This is a genomic window from Chloracidobacterium sp. (genome assembly GCA_016720705.1).
GTDB lineage: Bacteria > Acidobacteriota > Blastocatellia > Pyrinomonadales > Pyrinomonadaceae > OLB17.
The window spans coordinates 1,058,042-1,075,312 of record JADKKB010000007.1; the positions used below are offsets into that span (position 1 = coordinate 1,058,042).

The 17,271-nt window shown below is 50.9% G+C and carries 17 protein-coding genes; 10 read left to right on the forward strand and 7 right to left on the reverse strand.

All coding sequences use genetic code 11. The features are described from left to right. The first annotated feature begins 2 nt into the window (after window positions 1-2). Both IPQ00_11985 and IPQ00_11990 read left to right on the forward strand, forming a co-directional pair. Window positions 3-1,118: a rod shape-determining protein RodA gene (locus tag IPQ00_11985; GenBank protein MBL0241277.1), complete on the forward strand. Its 1,116-nt coding sequence runs from the start codon at window positions 3-5 to the stop codon at window positions 1,116-1,118. Between the two features lie 13 nt (window positions 1,119-1,131). Further along, the gene (locus tag IPQ00_11990; GenBank protein ID MBL0241278.1) at window positions 1,132-3,699 is read left to right on the forward strand and encodes a PBP1A family penicillin-binding protein; all 2,568 of its coding nucleotides are present in this window, start codon (window positions 1,132-1,134) and stop codon (window positions 3,697-3,699) included. 51 nt (window positions 3,700-3,750) lie between these two features. Here the strand turns inward: IPQ00_11990 and IPQ00_11995 are convergent, their stop codons facing one another. Both IPQ00_11995 and lipB read right to left on the reverse strand, forming a co-directional pair. Next, window positions 3,751-4,485 (reverse strand): esterase family protein, encoded by a 735-nt coding sequence (locus IPQ00_11995; protein MBL0241279.1) that lies wholly within the window; start codon window positions 4,483-4,485, stop codon window positions 3,751-3,753. Between the two features lie 100 nt (window positions 4,486-4,585). Then, entirely contained in the window at window positions 4,586-5,272 is a 687-nt protein-coding gene (lipB, locus tag IPQ00_12000) for a lipoyl(octanoyl) transferase LipB (GenBank protein ID MBL0241280.1), read from the reverse strand. Window positions 5,273-5,321: 49 nt separating this feature from the next. On the opposite strand from lipB, the gene IPQ00_12005 reads away from it, so the two are divergent. Next, window positions 5,322-5,849: a hypothetical protein gene (locus IPQ00_12005; GenBank protein ID MBL0241281.1), complete on the forward strand. Its 528-nt coding sequence runs from the start codon at window positions 5,322-5,324 to the stop codon at window positions 5,847-5,849. Between the two features lie 1,257 nt (window positions 5,850-7,106). Here IPQ00_12005 and IPQ00_12010 read toward each other — a convergent pair. From IPQ00_12010 to IPQ00_12025, 4 genes are all read right to left on the reverse strand, one after another. Continuing rightward, a complete protein-coding gene (locus IPQ00_12010) occupies window positions 7,107-7,952 on the reverse strand; it encodes a VWA domain-containing protein (protein ID MBL0241282.1) in 846 nt (281 codons plus the stop codon). Between the two features lie 673 nt (window positions 7,953-8,625). Next, window positions 8,626-9,171, reverse strand: a complete 546-nt coding sequence (locus IPQ00_12015; protein MBL0241283.1) for a hypothetical protein — start codon at window positions 9,169-9,171, stop codon at window positions 8,626-8,628. A gap of 160 nt (window positions 9,172-9,331) precedes the next feature. Continuing rightward, a complete protein-coding gene (locus IPQ00_12020) occupies window positions 9,332-9,688 on the reverse strand; it encodes a helix-turn-helix transcriptional regulator (GenBank protein ID MBL0241284.1) in 357 nt (118 codons plus the stop codon). A gap of 355 nt (window positions 9,689-10,043) precedes the next feature. Continuing rightward, window positions 10,044-10,709, reverse strand: coding sequence for a redoxin domain-containing protein (locus IPQ00_12025; protein MBL0241285.1), 666 nt, complete (start codon window positions 10,707-10,709; stop codon window positions 10,044-10,046). Between the two features lie 200 nt (window positions 10,710-10,909). On the opposite strand from IPQ00_12025, the gene IPQ00_12030 reads away from it, so the two are divergent. After that, window positions 10,910-11,341 carry a hypothetical protein gene (locus IPQ00_12030; GenBank protein MBL0241286.1) on the forward strand — a complete coding sequence of 144 codons (432 nt, stop codon included), beginning with the start codon at window positions 10,910-10,912 and terminating at the stop codon, window positions 11,339-11,341. Between the two features lie 75 nt (window positions 11,342-11,416). On the opposite strand, the gene IPQ00_12035 is transcribed toward IPQ00_12030, so the two are convergent. Beyond that, on the reverse strand, window positions 11,417-12,184 hold the full coding sequence (locus IPQ00_12035; GenBank protein ID MBL0241287.1) for a ribonuclease Z: 768 nt from the start codon (window positions 12,182-12,184) through the stop codon (window positions 11,417-11,419). A gap of 134 nt (window positions 12,185-12,318) precedes the next feature. Here IPQ00_12035 and IPQ00_12040 point away from each other — a divergent pair, with 134 nt between their 5' ends. The 6 genes from IPQ00_12040 to IPQ00_12065 all read left to right on the forward strand — a co-directional run bounded on the left by IPQ00_12040 (window position 12,319) and on the right by IPQ00_12065 (window position 17,232). Beyond that, complete coding sequence (locus tag IPQ00_12040) at window positions 12,319-12,798, forward strand: Rrf2 family transcriptional regulator (protein MBL0241288.1); 480 nt, start codon at window positions 12,319-12,321, stop codon at window positions 12,796-12,798. A 111-nt stretch (window positions 12,799-12,909) separates the two neighbouring features. Continuing rightward, on the forward strand, window positions 12,910-14,349 hold the full coding sequence (gene sufB, locus IPQ00_12045; GenBank protein ID MBL0241289.1) for a Fe-S cluster assembly protein SufB: 1,440 nt from the start codon (window positions 12,910-12,912) through the stop codon (window positions 14,347-14,349). Window positions 14,350-14,442: 93 nt separating this feature from the next. Further along, window positions 14,443-14,823 (forward strand): RidA family protein, encoded by a 381-nt coding sequence (locus tag IPQ00_12050; protein MBL0241290.1) that lies wholly within the window; start codon window positions 14,443-14,445, stop codon window positions 14,821-14,823. Beyond that, the gene (locus tag IPQ00_12055; protein ID MBL0241291.1) at window positions 14,820-15,251 is read left to right on the forward strand and encodes a hypothetical protein; all 432 of its coding nucleotides are present in this window, start codon (window positions 14,820-14,822) and stop codon (window positions 15,249-15,251) included. The genes IPQ00_12050 and IPQ00_12055 overlap by 4 nt, the downstream gene beginning before the upstream one ends. Next, the gene (locus IPQ00_12060; protein ID MBL0241292.1) at window positions 15,252-16,061 is read left to right on the forward strand and encodes a PhzF family phenazine biosynthesis protein; all 810 of its coding nucleotides are present in this window, start codon (window positions 15,252-15,254) and stop codon (window positions 16,059-16,061) included. A gap of 22 nt (window positions 16,062-16,083) precedes the next feature. Further along, window positions 16,084-17,232: an alpha/beta hydrolase gene (locus tag IPQ00_12065; protein ID MBL0241293.1), complete on the forward strand. Its 1,149-nt coding sequence runs from the start codon at window positions 16,084-16,086 to the stop codon at window positions 17,230-17,232. The last annotated feature ends 39 nt before the right edge of the window (window positions 17,233-17,271 follow it).

Consider the following 17,271-nt stretch of genomic DNA (forward strand, 5'->3'; position numbering starts at 1 on the left):
CTATGGTCGCAATCCTCGAAAAACGTGACCTCCGGGACCTTGACTGGCAAACGGCCGTATTGGCTATAATGATCGCCTGCTTTGGCGTTTGGCAGATCCACAACGCTACGCCCACAGAGAATATTTGGTCAAAACAGATCTATGGCATCGGTATAGCATTGGTCGCGTTTGGAGTTGTCGCATTCACGGATTACCGACGACTGATCGATTCTGCTCCGGTATTTTACGTTGGCGGACTTTTACTGCTTTTACTCGTGCTGACGCCGCTCGGTGTTCAGGTTAACGGACAAAAAGCATGGCTGCGTATAGTCGGTTTGCAGTTTCAGCCATCCGAATTCGTTAAAATACCAACTGTCTTGATGCTCGCCAAATATTTTGGCGGTAGAAAGTCGACGGTTCTGACGTTCAAGGAAATGATGATCGGCGGGCTTATTTTTGCCGGCCCTGTGGGTTTGATCATGCTCGAACCGGATGCGGGTCAGGCGATCACGTATTTCCCGATCCTTGCCGCGATGTTCTTCCTCTCCGGTATCAAGCTTAGATTCGTGGTGCTGGCAATTGTCGGCGTTGCGATCTTTGTGCCCGCGGCGTATATCGGCGGTGTAAAATCCGGAATGATAAAAAAATATCAACAAGAGCGTATTAATGCGATCATCGACCCGGATAGCGTAGATCCGCGAGGTTATGGGTACCACACGATCCAATCGACGATCACTGTGGGCAAGGGCGGGCTCTCGGGCATTAAGGGTGAAACCGAGACGTCGCAGAGCGTTCTGAAGTTTTTGCCCGAGCCTCAGACAGATTTTATTTTCGCAGTCACGGCTGAGAATACCGGCTTTATCGGTTGCGTTTCACTGCTCCTTGCTTATGCACTTTTACTTTCGCGAATGATCGCAGGTGCACGGCAGTCTTCCGATAGAGCGGGAATGCTTGTTATAATGTCGATCGTCTGTGGAATGGTATTTCAGATATTTATGAATGTCGGAATGGCCTTGGGTGTCCTACCTGTCATTGGGGTTCCACTACCGCTTATGAGTGCGGGGCTTTCGGCTATCCTTTCGACCTTTGTTGCTATCGGATTTGTCGTTAGTGTTAAGTTGCGTCGATTCGTGAATTAGGAGAAGTAGTTGTATGGCGAGAGAATTGAGAAAATTAGGCACGACCGAGGTCGCCGCGAGTGGTGCAAAACGCAGCGGGATGGCGACGATCGGATTATTTCTTACGGCGGTGATCCTTGCGTTGTCTGCCGGAGCACTGACCGGAGTTTTGGCGTCGTACTACCTTAATAATTCGCGCTACTCGGTCGAGGTTTCGGCTCTTGCAACATATCGGCCGCCGCAGGTCACCACGATCTACGCTGACGACGGTGAGACCGTTCTGGCCGAGTTCGCACTCGAAAAGCGCATTCCGATCAAGATACAGGACGTGCCGGACAAGGTAACTGACGCATTGCTCGCGATCGAGGACTACCGCTTTCGCGACCATATAGGGATCGACCCGTACCGCATCCTCGGTGCCGTTTTCAAGAACATCACTACCGGCAAGACCGAGGGCGCATCGACCATCACACAGCAGTTGGCCAAGAATCTATTTCTCTATAAAGATCAGACCTACACGCGAAAGGTCAATGAGTGGGCGGTCGCACTGCAGATCGAACGGCTATATACCAAGGATCAGATCCTCGAGATGTATATGAATTACGTCTTTCTGGGGGCCGGAGCATACGGTTTTGAAGCCGGTTCGCGCACTTACTTTGGCAAGGGTGTAAAGGATCTCAGTCTCGAAGAAGCGGCACTTCTGGCAGCCATTCCAAAGTCACCCGAGTATTCGCCGACCCGAAACAAAGAAAAGGCAAGAATTCGCCGCGACATTGTGCTTGATCAAATGGCCAAGTACTTCCCCGACCGATATTCGGCGGCCGATGTCGCTGCCGCAAAAGCAAAAGACATTAAGCTCGCCGACACTGCGTATTACCAGTCTCAGCCCAAATCCACGGCTTGGGATTATCCGGTCGAAGAAGTCCGCAAATATCTCGAAGAAAAGTACACGACCCGCGTAGCTCAGGGGGGGCTCAAGGTTTACACGACGGTCAATATCGAAGCCCAGAAGATCGCGACCCGATCGATCCGCGAGCGTCTCCGCGGTTATGACCGTGGACGAGCGTGGAGGTCTGACTATCAGAACATCCTGATCGACGAGAACGATCAGCCGTTGACCGACGAAAAAGATATCGACAAGATGCTTTCTACCTTCAAGCACGCCGATTGGTACGGCGACGAGTACGAAGAAGGCGAATACATCAAGGGCCTTGTGATGAAGGCCAATCCGGGTGCTGACGAGGTCGGAGTACGATTTGGCCGCTACAAGGCAGTTGTCCGTCCGGGCAATATGGGCCGCAGCGGACGACGGCCCAAGGACGAACTCAAACCCGGCTTTCTGGCAGAGTTTCTAGTCAAAAAGGTCGACCGAACAAATCAGGTTCTCGAGGTCGAACTCCAGCAGGTGCCCGAGGTTCAGGCGGCACTGACCTGTATCAACTCGCACAATGGCGAGATCGTCGCAATGGTCGGCGGATACGATTACCACACTAACCGGTTCAATAACGCCACGCAGGGATTGCGTCAGACGGGATCGGCGTACAAGCCGTTTATTTACACTGCTGCCGTCGAAGACGGTATGACGCCCGATATGATCGTCAGCGGAGCACCGATCAAGCGTGGCGGATGGACACCGCATAATTACGACGGCAGTCTCAGCCACGGTAATGTTCCGATGAAGATCGCGCTTGCCAAGTCGTACAATATTGCTGCGGTCCACCTGCTCGAACAGGTCGGCATCCAGGCCGGAGCACAGATGGTGCGTCGATTTGGCATCAGCAATCCGATGGCTCCGAGTTTGCCGTCGGCACTGGGAGCAAGTGAGGCATCGCTGCTCGAAATGACCGCCGCGTATTCGGTGTTTCCAAATAAAGGCGTCCGAATGGCTCCGCATCTGATCCGAAAGGTCTATAGCCGCGACGGTAGCCTACTCGAACAATACGAAAACCAGAGCACAAAGGTCACCAGCGAATATGTGGCACTGACGATGGTCCAGATGATGCGCGGCGTGACCGCGGGCGGCGGAACGGCCTCGGGTGCGAGTGCGGGCGGAGCCCAACTCGCCGGCAAGACCGGCACGGTCAATGATCACACCGACGTCTGGTTTATCGGCTACACGCCGACCTACGTGACCGGCATTTGGATGGGCAATCCGCTCCGAAAGGAATCGCTTGGCGGAGGTATGACCGGTGGTCACGGAGCGGTGCCGTACTTCAATGCCTTTATGATCCCGTTTATGAAGGACAAGCCGCGTGACTCGTTCCCGGGCGTGCCGCCGATGCCCAACGACATCAAGGCTCTTGCCGAACGCAATAAACGCGAAGAGCTCGAAAAACTCGAGGACGCGGATCTTGCGGGTAAAAAGACCGGCATCGTCTTTACGCCGGGCGTAAAATTACCTGACGAACCCGGAATGACGCCGGCCGATAAGGTCGGCGGTGAAAAACCGGGCGAGGATACCAAGGGCGACAAGCCTGCGACCACCACCGACCAACCGCCGGTGCAGCGTCGGCCGCCGGTCCAACCGCCGACCGTCAAACCCGATCCGCCATCGGACCGACCCGAAGGCACCAGACGGAAAGGCAAGAAGGGCGACGGTTAATGATCGTCAACAGGAAAGGGAGCGGATCGCCGCTCCCTTTTTTTGTCCGTTCTATTTCAGAAATTCGCCGAGATAGTACGGCAGCATCTTTCGCCACCACGGCCAGTCGTGTGCCACATCGTGCCCCCAAAGCTCAAGGCGGTGCGGTATTCCCTTTGAATAGAGCACACGCGACAGATCACGGCTACGATCCGGCGCCTCATAATTGCCCTGCCCTGACACAATGACGATCGAATCAGCGTGGCGCAGACGCGGCAGGTGATAATCATCATTGAGATTCTTGAGGTACATCATCGGGTTATTAAAGTACACGTTGTCGTCGTAGTAATGCTCAAGATAATTATAGATATCGTAGCTACCGCTCATCGCGATCGTGCCGCGAAAAGCATCAGAATGCTTAAAGTAAGTGTTGGCCGCGAGTAGCGCCCCGAGGCTCGCACCGGTGGTCAAAGGGCGTGCATCCGGCCCACACTCGTTTCGTATCAGCGGCAAGACTTCGTCTGTAATATAGCTATCGTAACGCGACAGCATCTCGACCTTCCACGCGGGATGCGATTCTTTATTGAGCAGGCTGTATTTATTGACCGAGTTGATCGAGTACGCCCTGATCAGTCCGGCGTCCAGAAAGTCCTTGATCGCATCGATCAGATGAAACCGCTCATATTCCAGATAGTCGGCCGCGGCCGTCGGAAACATCAGCAGCGGATAGCCTGCGTGTCCGTATGCCACAAGCGGCATATCCATATTCAAGTTTTGGCTGTACCAAGAGGTCGTTTCACGTCGCATAATTAATACCTAATATCTATTCCACAAACACCGAATAAGAGAGGTTAAAAGAAATCCGACAGTTCCGCAAGATGCGAGGCATCCATCGTTAGAACACCGCTCACGCCTGCCGCCGCACGGCACTCTCAGGCGGTGCAGCATCTGCCGTCGGGCTTATACCGAAAACATCCTGAAAATTTGCAACTATACGATCTTCGACCTCGGACATATCGATCTCGCGGCCGAGCAATTTGTCCATCGACGTGACCGGTTCGCCCTCGCAGGCGATGATCCAATTGTAATAGCTCAGGTCGGTATTCACGTTCAAGGCAAAGCCGTGGGTCGTCACCCATCGCTTGAGATGAACGCCGATCGCCGCAACTTTGCCGTCAACCGTATGCACGCCGGTCAGACCCTCGATGCGAAAGGCTTCGATGCCAAAATCGGCCATCGTCCGGATCAGCACTTCCTCGATGTCGCGAACATATTTATGAACGTCCTCGCGATCCGGTGAGAGGTTGACGATCGGATAGCCGACCAATTGCCCGATGCCGTGATACGTCGCCTTGCCGCCGCGGTTGATCTCAAAGACCTCGACACCCAGCTTTTTGAGTATCTCGGCCGTGGCCAGCACGCCGTCATTTTTCGAACGCCGCCCGAGTGTAAAGGTGTGCGGATGTTCGAGCAGCAGTAAATGATCCGGTTCGCGGCGGGCGATCACCTCGGTCTCGATCTCTTTTTGTAGTTCGAGCGACTCGGCGTAGCCAACGCGCCCGAGCCTTCTGACCTCTAAATACCGCTGATGCATTGCATCTATGATAAAATTTTCGAGGTCATTTGAACAGGAAGGAAGAATTATGAGGCATCTCCGAATTGTCGTTTTAGCGATCATCACTCTTGCGATATTTGCGGGAGCCGCCGATGCTCAGAAAAGATCGGTCAAAAAGCCGAACGCCAAAAAACCGCCGGCAAACAAAACCGTTCCGCCGCTCGATGTCCGTGCGGCCCGCGAAAAGGTCGATGTCCAACTCGCTAACGTGACACGGTTTGTTGACGTTCTCGGTCCGATCGCCCAGAGCATCGAGGACCTCGACGCCTCAGCCAAAACCAAGCGTCTGCCCAAGGCGACTCTCGACCAAAACGAAGCTAACAAGCAAAAGGTCATCATCGCGATCCGCAATTTGCGTGACGCCCTCACGACGCTCGAGTCTGAGTTTCGCACCAAGCCCTTGCTCGCAAAGTATCTGCCGAGCATCGAGGGCATCAGCGGCCTCGGGTCCCGCTCGGAGGACTCCGCGATCGCCGGCCGTTTCGTCGCCGCCAAAGACCCGCTGCGCGACGCCGCCCAAAAACTGACCGACACCCTTGCCGTTTTGCCCAGATAGATATGTCGGCCCGACGCGTCATACTGCCGGCGAGTGTCCCAAATTAGTTCAATTTAATTTGAAACAGTCGGCTTACACGTTTTGTAACGCTAAACCGTGCGTTTGCTGTGCGTTACGGGCAAAAAGTGTTTCAAATTAATTTCACGTTTTTGGCGAATTTGAAACAACTTAAGTACTTTGTTTAGCGACTTTAACCCCCGATTTTGTTTCAAATTAATTTTCATCCCCTCAGGCTTTTTGCAGAATGTGCTCGGAACTGCCGTAACCAATTTGTTTAGAGCAGTTACGGCATCTCGGGTGTTTCACAATACAATTCCATATATCCGGACAATCTGATTCATTCTGCTTCGACTATTCTGCATTCCGGATGCTCCGTTGTTGGTTGACCAAGGTGTCCCATGTCCCGACACCTCAGAGCGCGCAGCGTTTCATTGATGCTCGATTCGGAGTCGCACAACTCATTAGTTTTCAAAGATCAATTGACTGGTTAAATTGTATCACGAATTGCAGTGATACGTTACTGTCGCATAGATGCAACGTCACGAGAAGGCTTTATGCAAGTGCGGATGACGCGGATCTTACGGATCGATCTATAAAAGATGATCTTAAGATCCGCCCTTATCTGCGTCATCTGCGTTTAAGTTATTCGTTAAATCAAAAAGAGCCGCCGACCGCTCAGACGATCCCCGCGTTAGGGAACTCTTCGTTGATCTCTCCCGCCACTTGTCACCCGTCACCGTATCGACCAAAATTGTATTGACACCAAAGCTCAACAGGTACAAAATGACGTTATCGTCGCCTCGCCAAACCCCACGGACGGCGAACGGACCAAAAGACATCACGCTTTCGCTCGATCGCATCGAAGTGGAAGGACTATGTCCGGAGAAGTTTAATGAAGAATCATAATAGTGAAATCGTGCTCCGTATCGCTGCATCGACACGGCAACCCGGATCGCTCACACGATGGGGCAGTATGAATCTAAATAGAGAATTGCACGATTGCAACTCTGACCCCCAATTTAAAACACATGGAAGAAAGTTCAGGAGAAGTACAAACAGAGAATCGCACTATCGCATGTTTGACCCCAAATCTTGTTCACGATCATGCACTGTGACCGGTAGCGTTACAAGGTCGGTGTAAACCCGAATTGCCTCATCCTGCCCCCGCGTTATCATCGCCAAACCCAAAATTACCACGCTCATGTATACGAACGGCAATCTGGCGGTGATGCGATGAAATCTCATGGCAAATCCTTTTTATTTCTTAGGTTTCTTAAATATTACCTCATTCCGCGATCTGACGGCGACATTTGGGATATTTACTTTCACCGTTATCTTCCGCCGCTCACCGTCTTTGCCGGATTCACTCGCGTAGTACCCCAACGTGTATGTTTGCCTAAGCTCGTTGGTTATTTTTGTGAACGTTTCCGAAAGGTCGGCAATGTCGTCAAAAATATAATGCCGTCCTCCGGTCTTTGCCGCCAACCCTTCCATATAACGTGTCGCAATTTCGACGGATTTGGCGAATTTCTTTGGATCTGTGAAAGGAGGATTGGGATAGTCTCTCATTTGGGCGGCGTAAATAATCGCTTCCTGTTCTTCAGCCGCTCTAATTGTGCTCTTAAAACTCGCGGAAAGGCCGGAATCATCATTTCCGTCACCAAAAATTATTAATGCCTTCCGTCCCTTCACCTTTTTTAATTTCTTTTGGGCAAATGCGACCGCGTCGTAGATAAGCGTTTGAGGATCGAATTGTTGATAGTGTATTCGAAAGTTTTTCTTCAAATCCTTTATCTTTGTCGCATCCAATATTGGATATACACGGTATGCGAAGCTGGCAGCTATTAATTGGTCGTCGGGCCGGAGCATATTCACAAATTCATTTACGGCTTTCGCCATTCCAGCAGTTTGCCCATAGGTTATGGAACTACTAGCATCCAACAAAAGCATTACGGTGATAGGCTCCTCAGTCGACGCAAAAAACTCATTCTTTTGCTTGATTCCATTCTCATAAATCTCAAAATCCTTATCCGTGAGATCAGCGATATACCGCCCGTCACGATCCAAGACCGTGACGGGGATTGTTACCAGATTTGTATCCACTCTTATATTTTCCCCTTGAGCACAACCCAATGAGACTTCCAGGGCAATAAGCCATAAGAATGTCCCTGTGAAAAACAAAACGCGGAGTACAAACTTTCCATTTATTAAATCCATATTCGATTGTTTTTAGGGTGAAACATGAATTAGGGGTAAAATCCTGCGAAACACCATGGAATATCCGGGTTGACACCATAGCAGTAACCTTCGGTGCATGAGACGCACTCGGCACCGCCAAGATTATGACACATTAAATAGTAGCCATAATAGGCTCCCTGATTAGTGTTGCAAGTCAATCCGCTACCATACGGTACACAGTGAAGTCCAAATTCTACAGAGCAATGGCCAGGAATTACATCCAAATTTTGACATGACACAGCGTAACTTAGGCATTGGAAGTAGGTGTGAGAACATGCTGAAAAGCAACTTGAGCATGCGGCATCTGTCGAATCTTCACGACAATAAATGTCACATAGGTCGTTACATCCATTCTGATTACTCTCACACTCCTGAATGCACGGAGCGGAGGCAAAACCGATCGACACATTGTCTGAGTAGCCGAAAACATAGACACAACCTGACAATATCGCTATTATCATCCATTTTCGATAAATTGACCACATATTTTTTGTGAACATACATCCTCCATTACAGTTTGTGGGTCGATCGCCGCTAGTCACATACCGACCATGACGACGGGGGAGAAGGCTCGTTCGAGCACTTCATTTTCTTTTTCGGGTGGCAGTTTGCCAACCCAAGTGTCGAGCACGACGCCGTTTTTATCGACCAATAGCAGAGTCGGCGTACCCCTGACCATCGCCTCGCCAGGATTGGCTTTTATCACCTGATCGACCGTGACATTGTTATCAGCAAGATATTTTGTGGCTTCGGGCACGTCCTGCGGCAAAGCCGCGATCATCCGCACACTCTTACCTGCCGCATTTTTCTCGATCAATCTCTTATAGAACGGCATACTCTCGGAACAGAAATGACACGCGGTCGATAGAACCATCAGCAGATTTCGGTCGCTCCCACTCCAATCGACATTTACCAACGGGAGTTTTGCTCCCGGCTTTATCGCCTCGGCCTGCGCCGTCGCTCCCGACGCGGGAACCGACGGCGGTGAAAAATATCGTCCAATGAGGTAAACCCCAAGCACGACCGCAACAACAATGATCGCCACGTTCGAACCGATCTCCAACAGTTTTCTTAATTTATCCATGAGATCCTGATCGCACATTGCCTTTTTAAAACGACAATGATTGTTTCTTAAAAAATTTTGAGACTGAATTTGTTCTATGGATATTTTTGATCGGGAGCGACGGGAAATCAACGATCATTTCTAGGCTTAAACTAGCAATCATTAGTCAGATCTAGCATTTCTATTCATTTGGCGGATTTGATTGGTCTTTTTCCCATGCCAATGAGCGACAATCCGTCGGCGTTACGCCAAATTTCTTTTTGAAATCCCGCGTAAAATTGCTTTCATTCAAAAAGCCGCACCGAAGGCGAATTTCCTTGATCGCGTCGAAACAGGCTGGATCTGAAAGTATGTCGTGAGCTTTTTGAAGCCTTAGAGTTGCGAGATACGTAGCGGGCGGCACACCGACCATATCCCGAAATACACGTTGGAGATGTGCCGAAGTGATGCCGATGGTAGCCGCCATCATCTCAACCGTCCATGGTCGATCAAGTTGGTCGGCAATCTGCTTTTGAATGTGGAATATACGTCCGTCCATAGGAGTAGAAGTCGTATACGGTTTTTACTAATTGCTTACATAATATTGCCCCCCCCCCAATTTTTGTCAAACTATTCTTTTTCCAAGTCGTTGATATGCCCTGTCTTTAGATGTCGTAAAATCGGGGCCATTTACGAAGTAACCCGGTGATGTCCAGCACACTTAGAGTGAGAACACCGGTTGGGTGCTTTGAGGTGCTTGGGTTTCTGACAACAGAACAAACCCAGCGCCTCCTATTTAGTTAGGACGTTCACTTACAATCTCGGTGGGGCGACAGGTCGAAATGCAATATCCGTCAGGCATTGTCGTTAAGAACACTATTGATGCGTCGGGCGATGTGGTGAAGGCAGTTTGGTCAAGGTTTGACCAAGGTGGCGGACTTTTTATCGGGGTCGCAGACTTCGATCTTGGCGGCTCTTGATGTCGTGGGTTTGGCGTCAATGGCGGGCAGTCCGAGCTTTTCGCGGATAAATTTTTCGCCTTCGATCTCGATCATCTCGCCATTGATGATGTTAGATCTTTTGACGAGCGTATCGCCTTTTTTCTCAAAAGCGGCGGGTTCGAGCAGGATGTACCAGGGCGAACCCCAACTGCGGTTATCTCCGGTCGCGTGGCGGTATTCGTAATGTTGGTTCTTCAGCCTATCGCCGCGGCTTTCCGACTCGTAAACCACAGGGAAAGTCACCTTTAGATACTCAAGGTTGTTTTTCATAGACGACAGCGGATCGTATTCGCCGACGCCGACGATCTGCAGGCCGTTCGCCTTATATTTATCGTAAAAACGCTGCAGAAACGGTGCATCGTGGCGCCAGTTCATACACCACGGTGCGTAATAAACAACGATCACCAGTTTTTTGCCGACGCTCAGATCACGGAGCGTAATATCCTCGCCGGTACGAACGCTCTTGAGAGTCCAATTTTTGTAACTGATCTCTTTTTCGACGATCGGCGACTGCTCATTTTGGGCAAAGCCGAGCGAAAACGCGAACAATACAATAGCGATGGTCAGGATGCTCTTCATTACAGATAATTCCCCGTCGTCAAAAGACTATCTTGTCAGATGCCAAACATCAAGAAAAAAGTTGGTCGGGTAAAAGTTTGCAGGCGATGGACTCAGGCCGACGCAGGTCTCGCAATTGGATCTAAGTCAGCGATTCGGTCATTTGAAGATTAATTTCCGTGTAAATCTGTGTTAATCTGTGGCTTATAGGTATAGGCATTATGAGCGACAAAGCAACCGTTTCAGACATTTTCCGCCGGGCATTAGAGATGCGTAAGGCTAACCCGGCGCAGGCATACACGGACGTCAAGGCACAGATCGTCAGCGAATACAGCGGCAAGGCGTTTCCTGATACAGCGTTTCTGACCATTCCCGAGTACGACAACATTACCCCGGAGGAAGATTGGACCGCGGGCCTGCCGATCGTGATGCGCGGCATTCAGAACGAGGATTGGAATGACCTCGCTCAGGGCATCATCATCAGCCTCGAACAGGTCGAAAATTATCCCAAAGAATCGCTCCGTGAGGACGATCCGGTGAAAGAGTGGCGCAACCGCGATCGCCGCATCGCCGCCGCCGAAGAAAAGAACTTTAACAAATGGATGCCTGAGGAACTGATGGCAATGGCCAAGAACAACGTCGGCGGAAAATAGTAAATAGCTGAACGATGAGATCTAAGAGCGTATGGCGGCCGTTGGGCTTGCTGTACGCTTTTTGCTTTTGTGCGGTTACGAAATGTCGAGCCGCAGGCCGTCGATGGCCTCGATCACTTCGCACGGCGGATCGAACCGGGCGACCTCATCTTGAAAATCGGACGAATCCCACTCAGGGTAAAAATGCGTGAGCATCGCCCGTTGCGGCCTTGCCTTGCGGATCAGGTGCATCGCCTCGGACAGCTCTAAATGCAATTCGACCGGCTTATTTCGGACAAATGAGCACTCGGTGATATAGAGCCCAACGCCGCCGGCAAAGCCCGTGATCGATGGATCAAAGCCGGTATCCGCCGTATAGACCATCGTCGCCTCACCGTCGCGGATATGGATCGCGTGGCTCGAGTCGGTATGCGGCGTTTTCATCGCCGCCGCCTCGACACCGGGCAGTATCTCAAAAGGCTCAAGAGCGGTGACCTCGACGATCTCTATCGCAAATCGCTGGCTGAGCAGACGATAGTCGCCTGCCGCATCGAATCGGCGAACCAATTCGGCCAGTCCCGGACCGCCAAATATACGCAACGGTTTGGTACGTGCCTGCGTCTCAGCGGCGTGCTTGATGCCAAATAGATATGCGGGCAGTCCGCCGCAATGGTCCAAATGGAAGTGCGAGATCCAGATCGCATCGAGTCCGGCCCAATCGAGGTTTTCCTCGGCCATTCGGTGGATCGCGGACGCTGAACAGTCCAGCAAAACGCAGCCGCCCGCTGTCTTTAACCAATATGCCGAACTGCTCCGCCGCGGATGCGGCACCGACGTGCCTGAACCTAAAACCGTCAAATTCATATTGTCATTCTAGCAAAATACCGACGGATCGATATTACGGCCGCACTTGCCCTTTACCAATCTTGACAAAAAAATAATGTTTTGCGATTCTAGTGGTTACGGGAATCCCCAAATTTATTGTCAGATAGTGGTTTATGAAAATATCAGCACAAGAAGAATATGGACTGAGGTGTCTGGTGCAATTGGCAAATTTACGGGCCGGCGAAAGCCTCACTCTGCCGCAGATCGCCGAGCGCGAGGGCATCTCGACAGCCAATGCGGGCAAGCTGATGTGGCTGCTCAACAAGGCCGGATTTGTCCTTTCGACCAGAGGGACCAAGGGCGGCTATATATTGGCTCGTCCGGCGAGCGAAGTACGGCTAAATGAGGTAATTAAGGTGCTCGACCAGGACGTGCTCAACAAGCATTGTGAGAGCTATACCGGCGTGCTCGATTCGTGCGTCCATAATGGCGATTGCGGTATTCGCCCGGTCATCGTCGGCCTCCACGAGATCGTCGAAAATGCCCTGTCGCAGATCACTCTGGCTCAACTCGTCGGCACCGAAAGCTCGGTCGACGCGATGTTTCACTCCATCCAGGGAATACACAGAACGCTCGAGGCACCGAGCATTTAAGGTTTAACGTACAAGTCGGCCGCGGATCTTTGCAGATGACGCGGTTCGACAAGATCAAGTCAGGAGTTTGGTATCTGCGGTAAACGCATTCATCTGCAGGCAAAAAATAAAATGTCGACAGCAGCAGAATTACTTACTAATCGAGAATATAAATACGGTTTTGTCACTGATATCGAGACCGAGACGATCGCAAAGGGTCTGACGGAAGATACCGTCCGCCTTATTTCGAGTAAGAAAAGCGAGCCCGAATGGCTACTCGATTTTCGTCTAAAAGCTTATCACCGTTGGCTCGAAATGACCCCGCCGGACAATTGGGCTAACTTCCACTATCCGAATATCGATTTTCAGAATATCTCGTACTATTCTGCGCCGAAGCACAAACCGTCAAAGGCAAGCCTCGACGAGGTCGATCCGGAATTGCTAAGGACATTTGAAAAGCTCGGCATCCCGCTCTCGGAGCAAAAAATGCTTGCCAATGTGGCGGTCGATGCGGTATTTGACTCGGTCTCGGTTGCGACGACATACAAGAAAAAACTGCTTGAGGCGGGCGTGATATTTTGCTCATTCACCGAGGCGGTCGCGGACTATCCGGAGCTCATCAAGAAATATCTCGGCTCGGTCGTGCCGGTTGGCGATAATTATTACGCGGCATTGAACTCCGCAGTTTTCTCCGACGGATCGTTTGTCTATATCCCAAAAGGCGTTCGCTGCCCAATGGAGCTCTCGACCTATTTTCGCATTAACACGCAGGAGTCAGGGCAGTTCGAACGCACGCTGATCGTCGCCGAGGAAGGCGGCTATGTCGCCTATAACGAAGGCTGCACCGCACCGCAATTTGATACAAATCAGCTCCACGCGGCCGTCGTTGAGCTCGTCGCTCTGGACGACGCTGAGATCAAATACTCGACCGTGCAGAACTGGTACGCCGGCGATGAGAACGGCAAGGGCGGCATTTATAACTTTGTGACCAAGCGTGGTGCTTGCCGCGGCGTTAACTCAAAGATCTCGTGGACACAGGTCGAGACCGGCAGTGCCATCACTTGGAAATACCCAAGCGTTATCTTGCAGGGCGACAATTCGATCGGCGAATTTTACTCGGTCGCTCTAACCAACAACGCCCAGATCGCCGACACCGGCACCAAGATGATCCACCTCGGCAAAAACACGAAATCGACGATCATCTCAAAAGGAATTTCGGCCGGACGCTCAAATAACAGCTATCGCGGATTGGTCAAAATAATGCCCAAGGCCGAAAACGCGAGAAACTATACTCAGTGCGATTCGATGCTGATCGGCCAGACGTGCGAGGCGAATACATTCCCCTACATCGAGGTGATGAACAACACCGCCCGCGTCGAACACGAGGCGACGACGTCGAAGATCAGCGAGGACCAGTTGTTCTACCTGCAGCAACGAGGCATCCCGCAGGAAGACGCCGTTAGCTTGATCATCAACGGATTTTGCAAAGAAGTTTTCCGCGAATTGCCGATGGAATACGCTGTCGAGGCGACGAAGTTGTTGGGATTGAAGCTTGAGGGCTCAGTTGGGTAACGAAATGTTTCACCACAGAGATCACAGAGAACACAGAGGATCGTTTGGTGTTTTTCTCAGTGGTCTCTGTGATCTCTGTGGTTAATAGTTCTTATGAAAACGATACAACCTGCAAACCAACCGCAACCGAAAGGCCACTATTCACCGGGCATCGAGCATAACGGACTGATCTATGTTTCGGGGCAGTTGCCGATGACACTGGATACGCGGGAGGCTTTTACGGGTGATATCGGTGAGCAGACGGAATTGGCTTTGAGGAATGTCGAGGCAGTTTTGCACTCGGCGGGGAGCGATCTGAATCACGTTTTGCAGATGACGATCTACGTTTCGGATATGGAAATGTGGGGCAAGGTCAATGAGGTTTACGCCCGCGTGATGGGCGATCATCGTCCGGCGAGAGCAATGATACCGGTCAAAGATCTGCATTTTGGCACGCAGATCGAGATACAGGCGATCGCGGCCGTCAAGGAATGATCTATTATCTTGCTCCCGTATTGATCATTTTCGGATTGGTGGTCTACCAGATCGCTCAAAAGTCGACCGATCAGAATGCGAACCCATTCGTCGTAGTCATTCTGGCCTACTTGATCGGGATCGCAGCGTGCATTGGCGGTTATTTTTTGTTCCCGAGGCAGGACGCAGAGATCGTACCGATGGTTCGGACGGCCATCTGGTCAGCGGTCGGCATCGGACTCGGAGCGGCGGCGATCGAGATCGGTTTTATGCTCGCCTATCGTGCCGGTTGGAATCTGAGCCTGTTGCCGGTCTCGGTAAATGTGTGCGGTGCCGCGCTATTGATGCTGATCGGCTTGATCGTGTTTAGAGAAAGCATTTCGATAGAAAAGGTGATCGGCATCCTATTGTGCATCGGCGGACTGGTTTTGATAACGCTTAAAAGATAGATGAAATTACAGATATTTCAGGTTGACGCATTTACAAGCGAACCCTTCGGCGGCAATCCGGCGGCCGTCGTGCCGCTCGACGCGTGGCTACCGCCTGAGACGATGCAGGCGATCGCGTTGGAAAACAATCTGTCGGAAACCGCGTTTTTTGTTCCCGGGGGCGATGGGCAATACGAGATCCGCTGGTTCACGCCGACGTTTGAGATCGATCTTTGCGGCCACGCGACGCTGGCCTCGGCATTTACGATCTTCGAGGTCTTGAAGCTTGAGAGCAACATCGTCAATTTTCACTCGCATAAGAGCGGAAAGTTGTCTGTCGAGAAAAATGGCGATGTATTGACTCTCGATTTCCCTTCCCGGCCTGTTTCGCCGGCGGAGGCGCCGGATGGCTTGATCGAGGCGATCGGCAAAATGCCGAAAGAGGTTTTCAAAGCCCGGGATTATTTTTTGGTTTACGAAAATGAGCAAGAGATCTTGGATATTAAGCCAAATTTTTCCGCGCTTCTGGAATTGTCAGAGCGTCTTAAGATCGAGGCTCACGGCTTTATCGTCACCGCTCCGGGAGATTCCTCAGATTTTGTATCGAGATTTTTTGCCCCTGAGGTCGGTGTTTTCGAAGATCCGGTAACCGGTTCGTCGCACTGCAATTTGATACCTTTTTGGGCGGAAAGGCTTGGGAAGACAGTGATGTTTGCCCGACAAGTGTCGGCCCGCGGCGGTGAACTATTTTGCGAACTTGCGGGTGACCGCGTAAAGATCGGCGGGTCTGCGGCTTTATATTTGAAGGGCGAAATTTTCGTAAATGATTAGGAATTTAAAACGACAAGAACTTATGCGTATCATTCCGGCAATTTTGTTTTATTTCATTCTGCTATCAACCTCGGCGGCGGCGCAGAGTGGTGAGGTTAAGAATGAATATGCAGAGGGAAGAGAAATTATTGCCGGCCTGGGGAAAATCACGAATCCGACCGGTATTCAGGAAAACTATAAAGTAAAAACGGGCGGCATCGAACAGTGGATTTACGTTCGCGGACAAGATCGCAAGAATCCCGTGATTTTATTTGTTCACGGCGGTCCGGCTTCGCCTATGTCGCCCGCGATGTGGATGTTTCAGCGACCGATCGAAGAATATTTTACGGTCGTAAATTGGGACCAAAGAGCATCGGGCAAGACGTTTCTCGAAGCCGAGCCGGATTCGATCAGTGGTTCGATAAACATTAATAAATACGTTGATGACGCGATCGAGTTGGCAGAATTTATCAACAAGCGCTACAAAACCGAAAAAGTCATCCTTGTCGGTCATAGTTGGGGAACGATCATCGGTTTGAAGGCCGCACTGAAACGTCCCGATCTTTTTCACGCATACGTCGGGATCGGACAGGTTATAAATACGCGAGACAATGAGCGTTTAAGTTTTGAGTATGCAGTTTCGCAAGCCGAAAAGCTCAAGAATGCAGCTGCGCTGAAAGAACTAAAATCGATCGCGCCTTATCCGGGCGATCAACCAATTACGCGCGAGCGCATTATCATCGCGAGAAAATGGGCGCAGTATTACGGCGGGTTGAGTGCCTTTAGAGATGAGTCGAAATACTATTTCAACGCGCCGCTGTTGTCGCCGGAATACGTGGAGAAAGACGTCTCGGCAATAGATAATGGAAACTTGTTCACGTTAAGCAGAATTTTGCCCGAATTTTTAGCAGTTGATTTCAAAAGCGTTAAAGAATTTCCGATCCCGATCTTTATGTTTATGGGGCGGCACGATTACACGACTCCGTCCGAGCCAACGGAAGCGTGGCTGAAGAATGTAAAAGCGACGACGAAAAAAGCAATCTGGTTTGAAAATTCCGCACACTTGATCCCGTTTGAAGAGCCGGGAAAAATGCTTGTCAGTTTATTAGATTACGTTAGGCCGACCGCCGTTACAGATTCGAGGTCAGCAAATATTTATAAAGGTTACCAAAATTGCGATCGTTACTTTTGATAAATTCACCCATTTTCATCTTGATGTCGACGGCGGAAA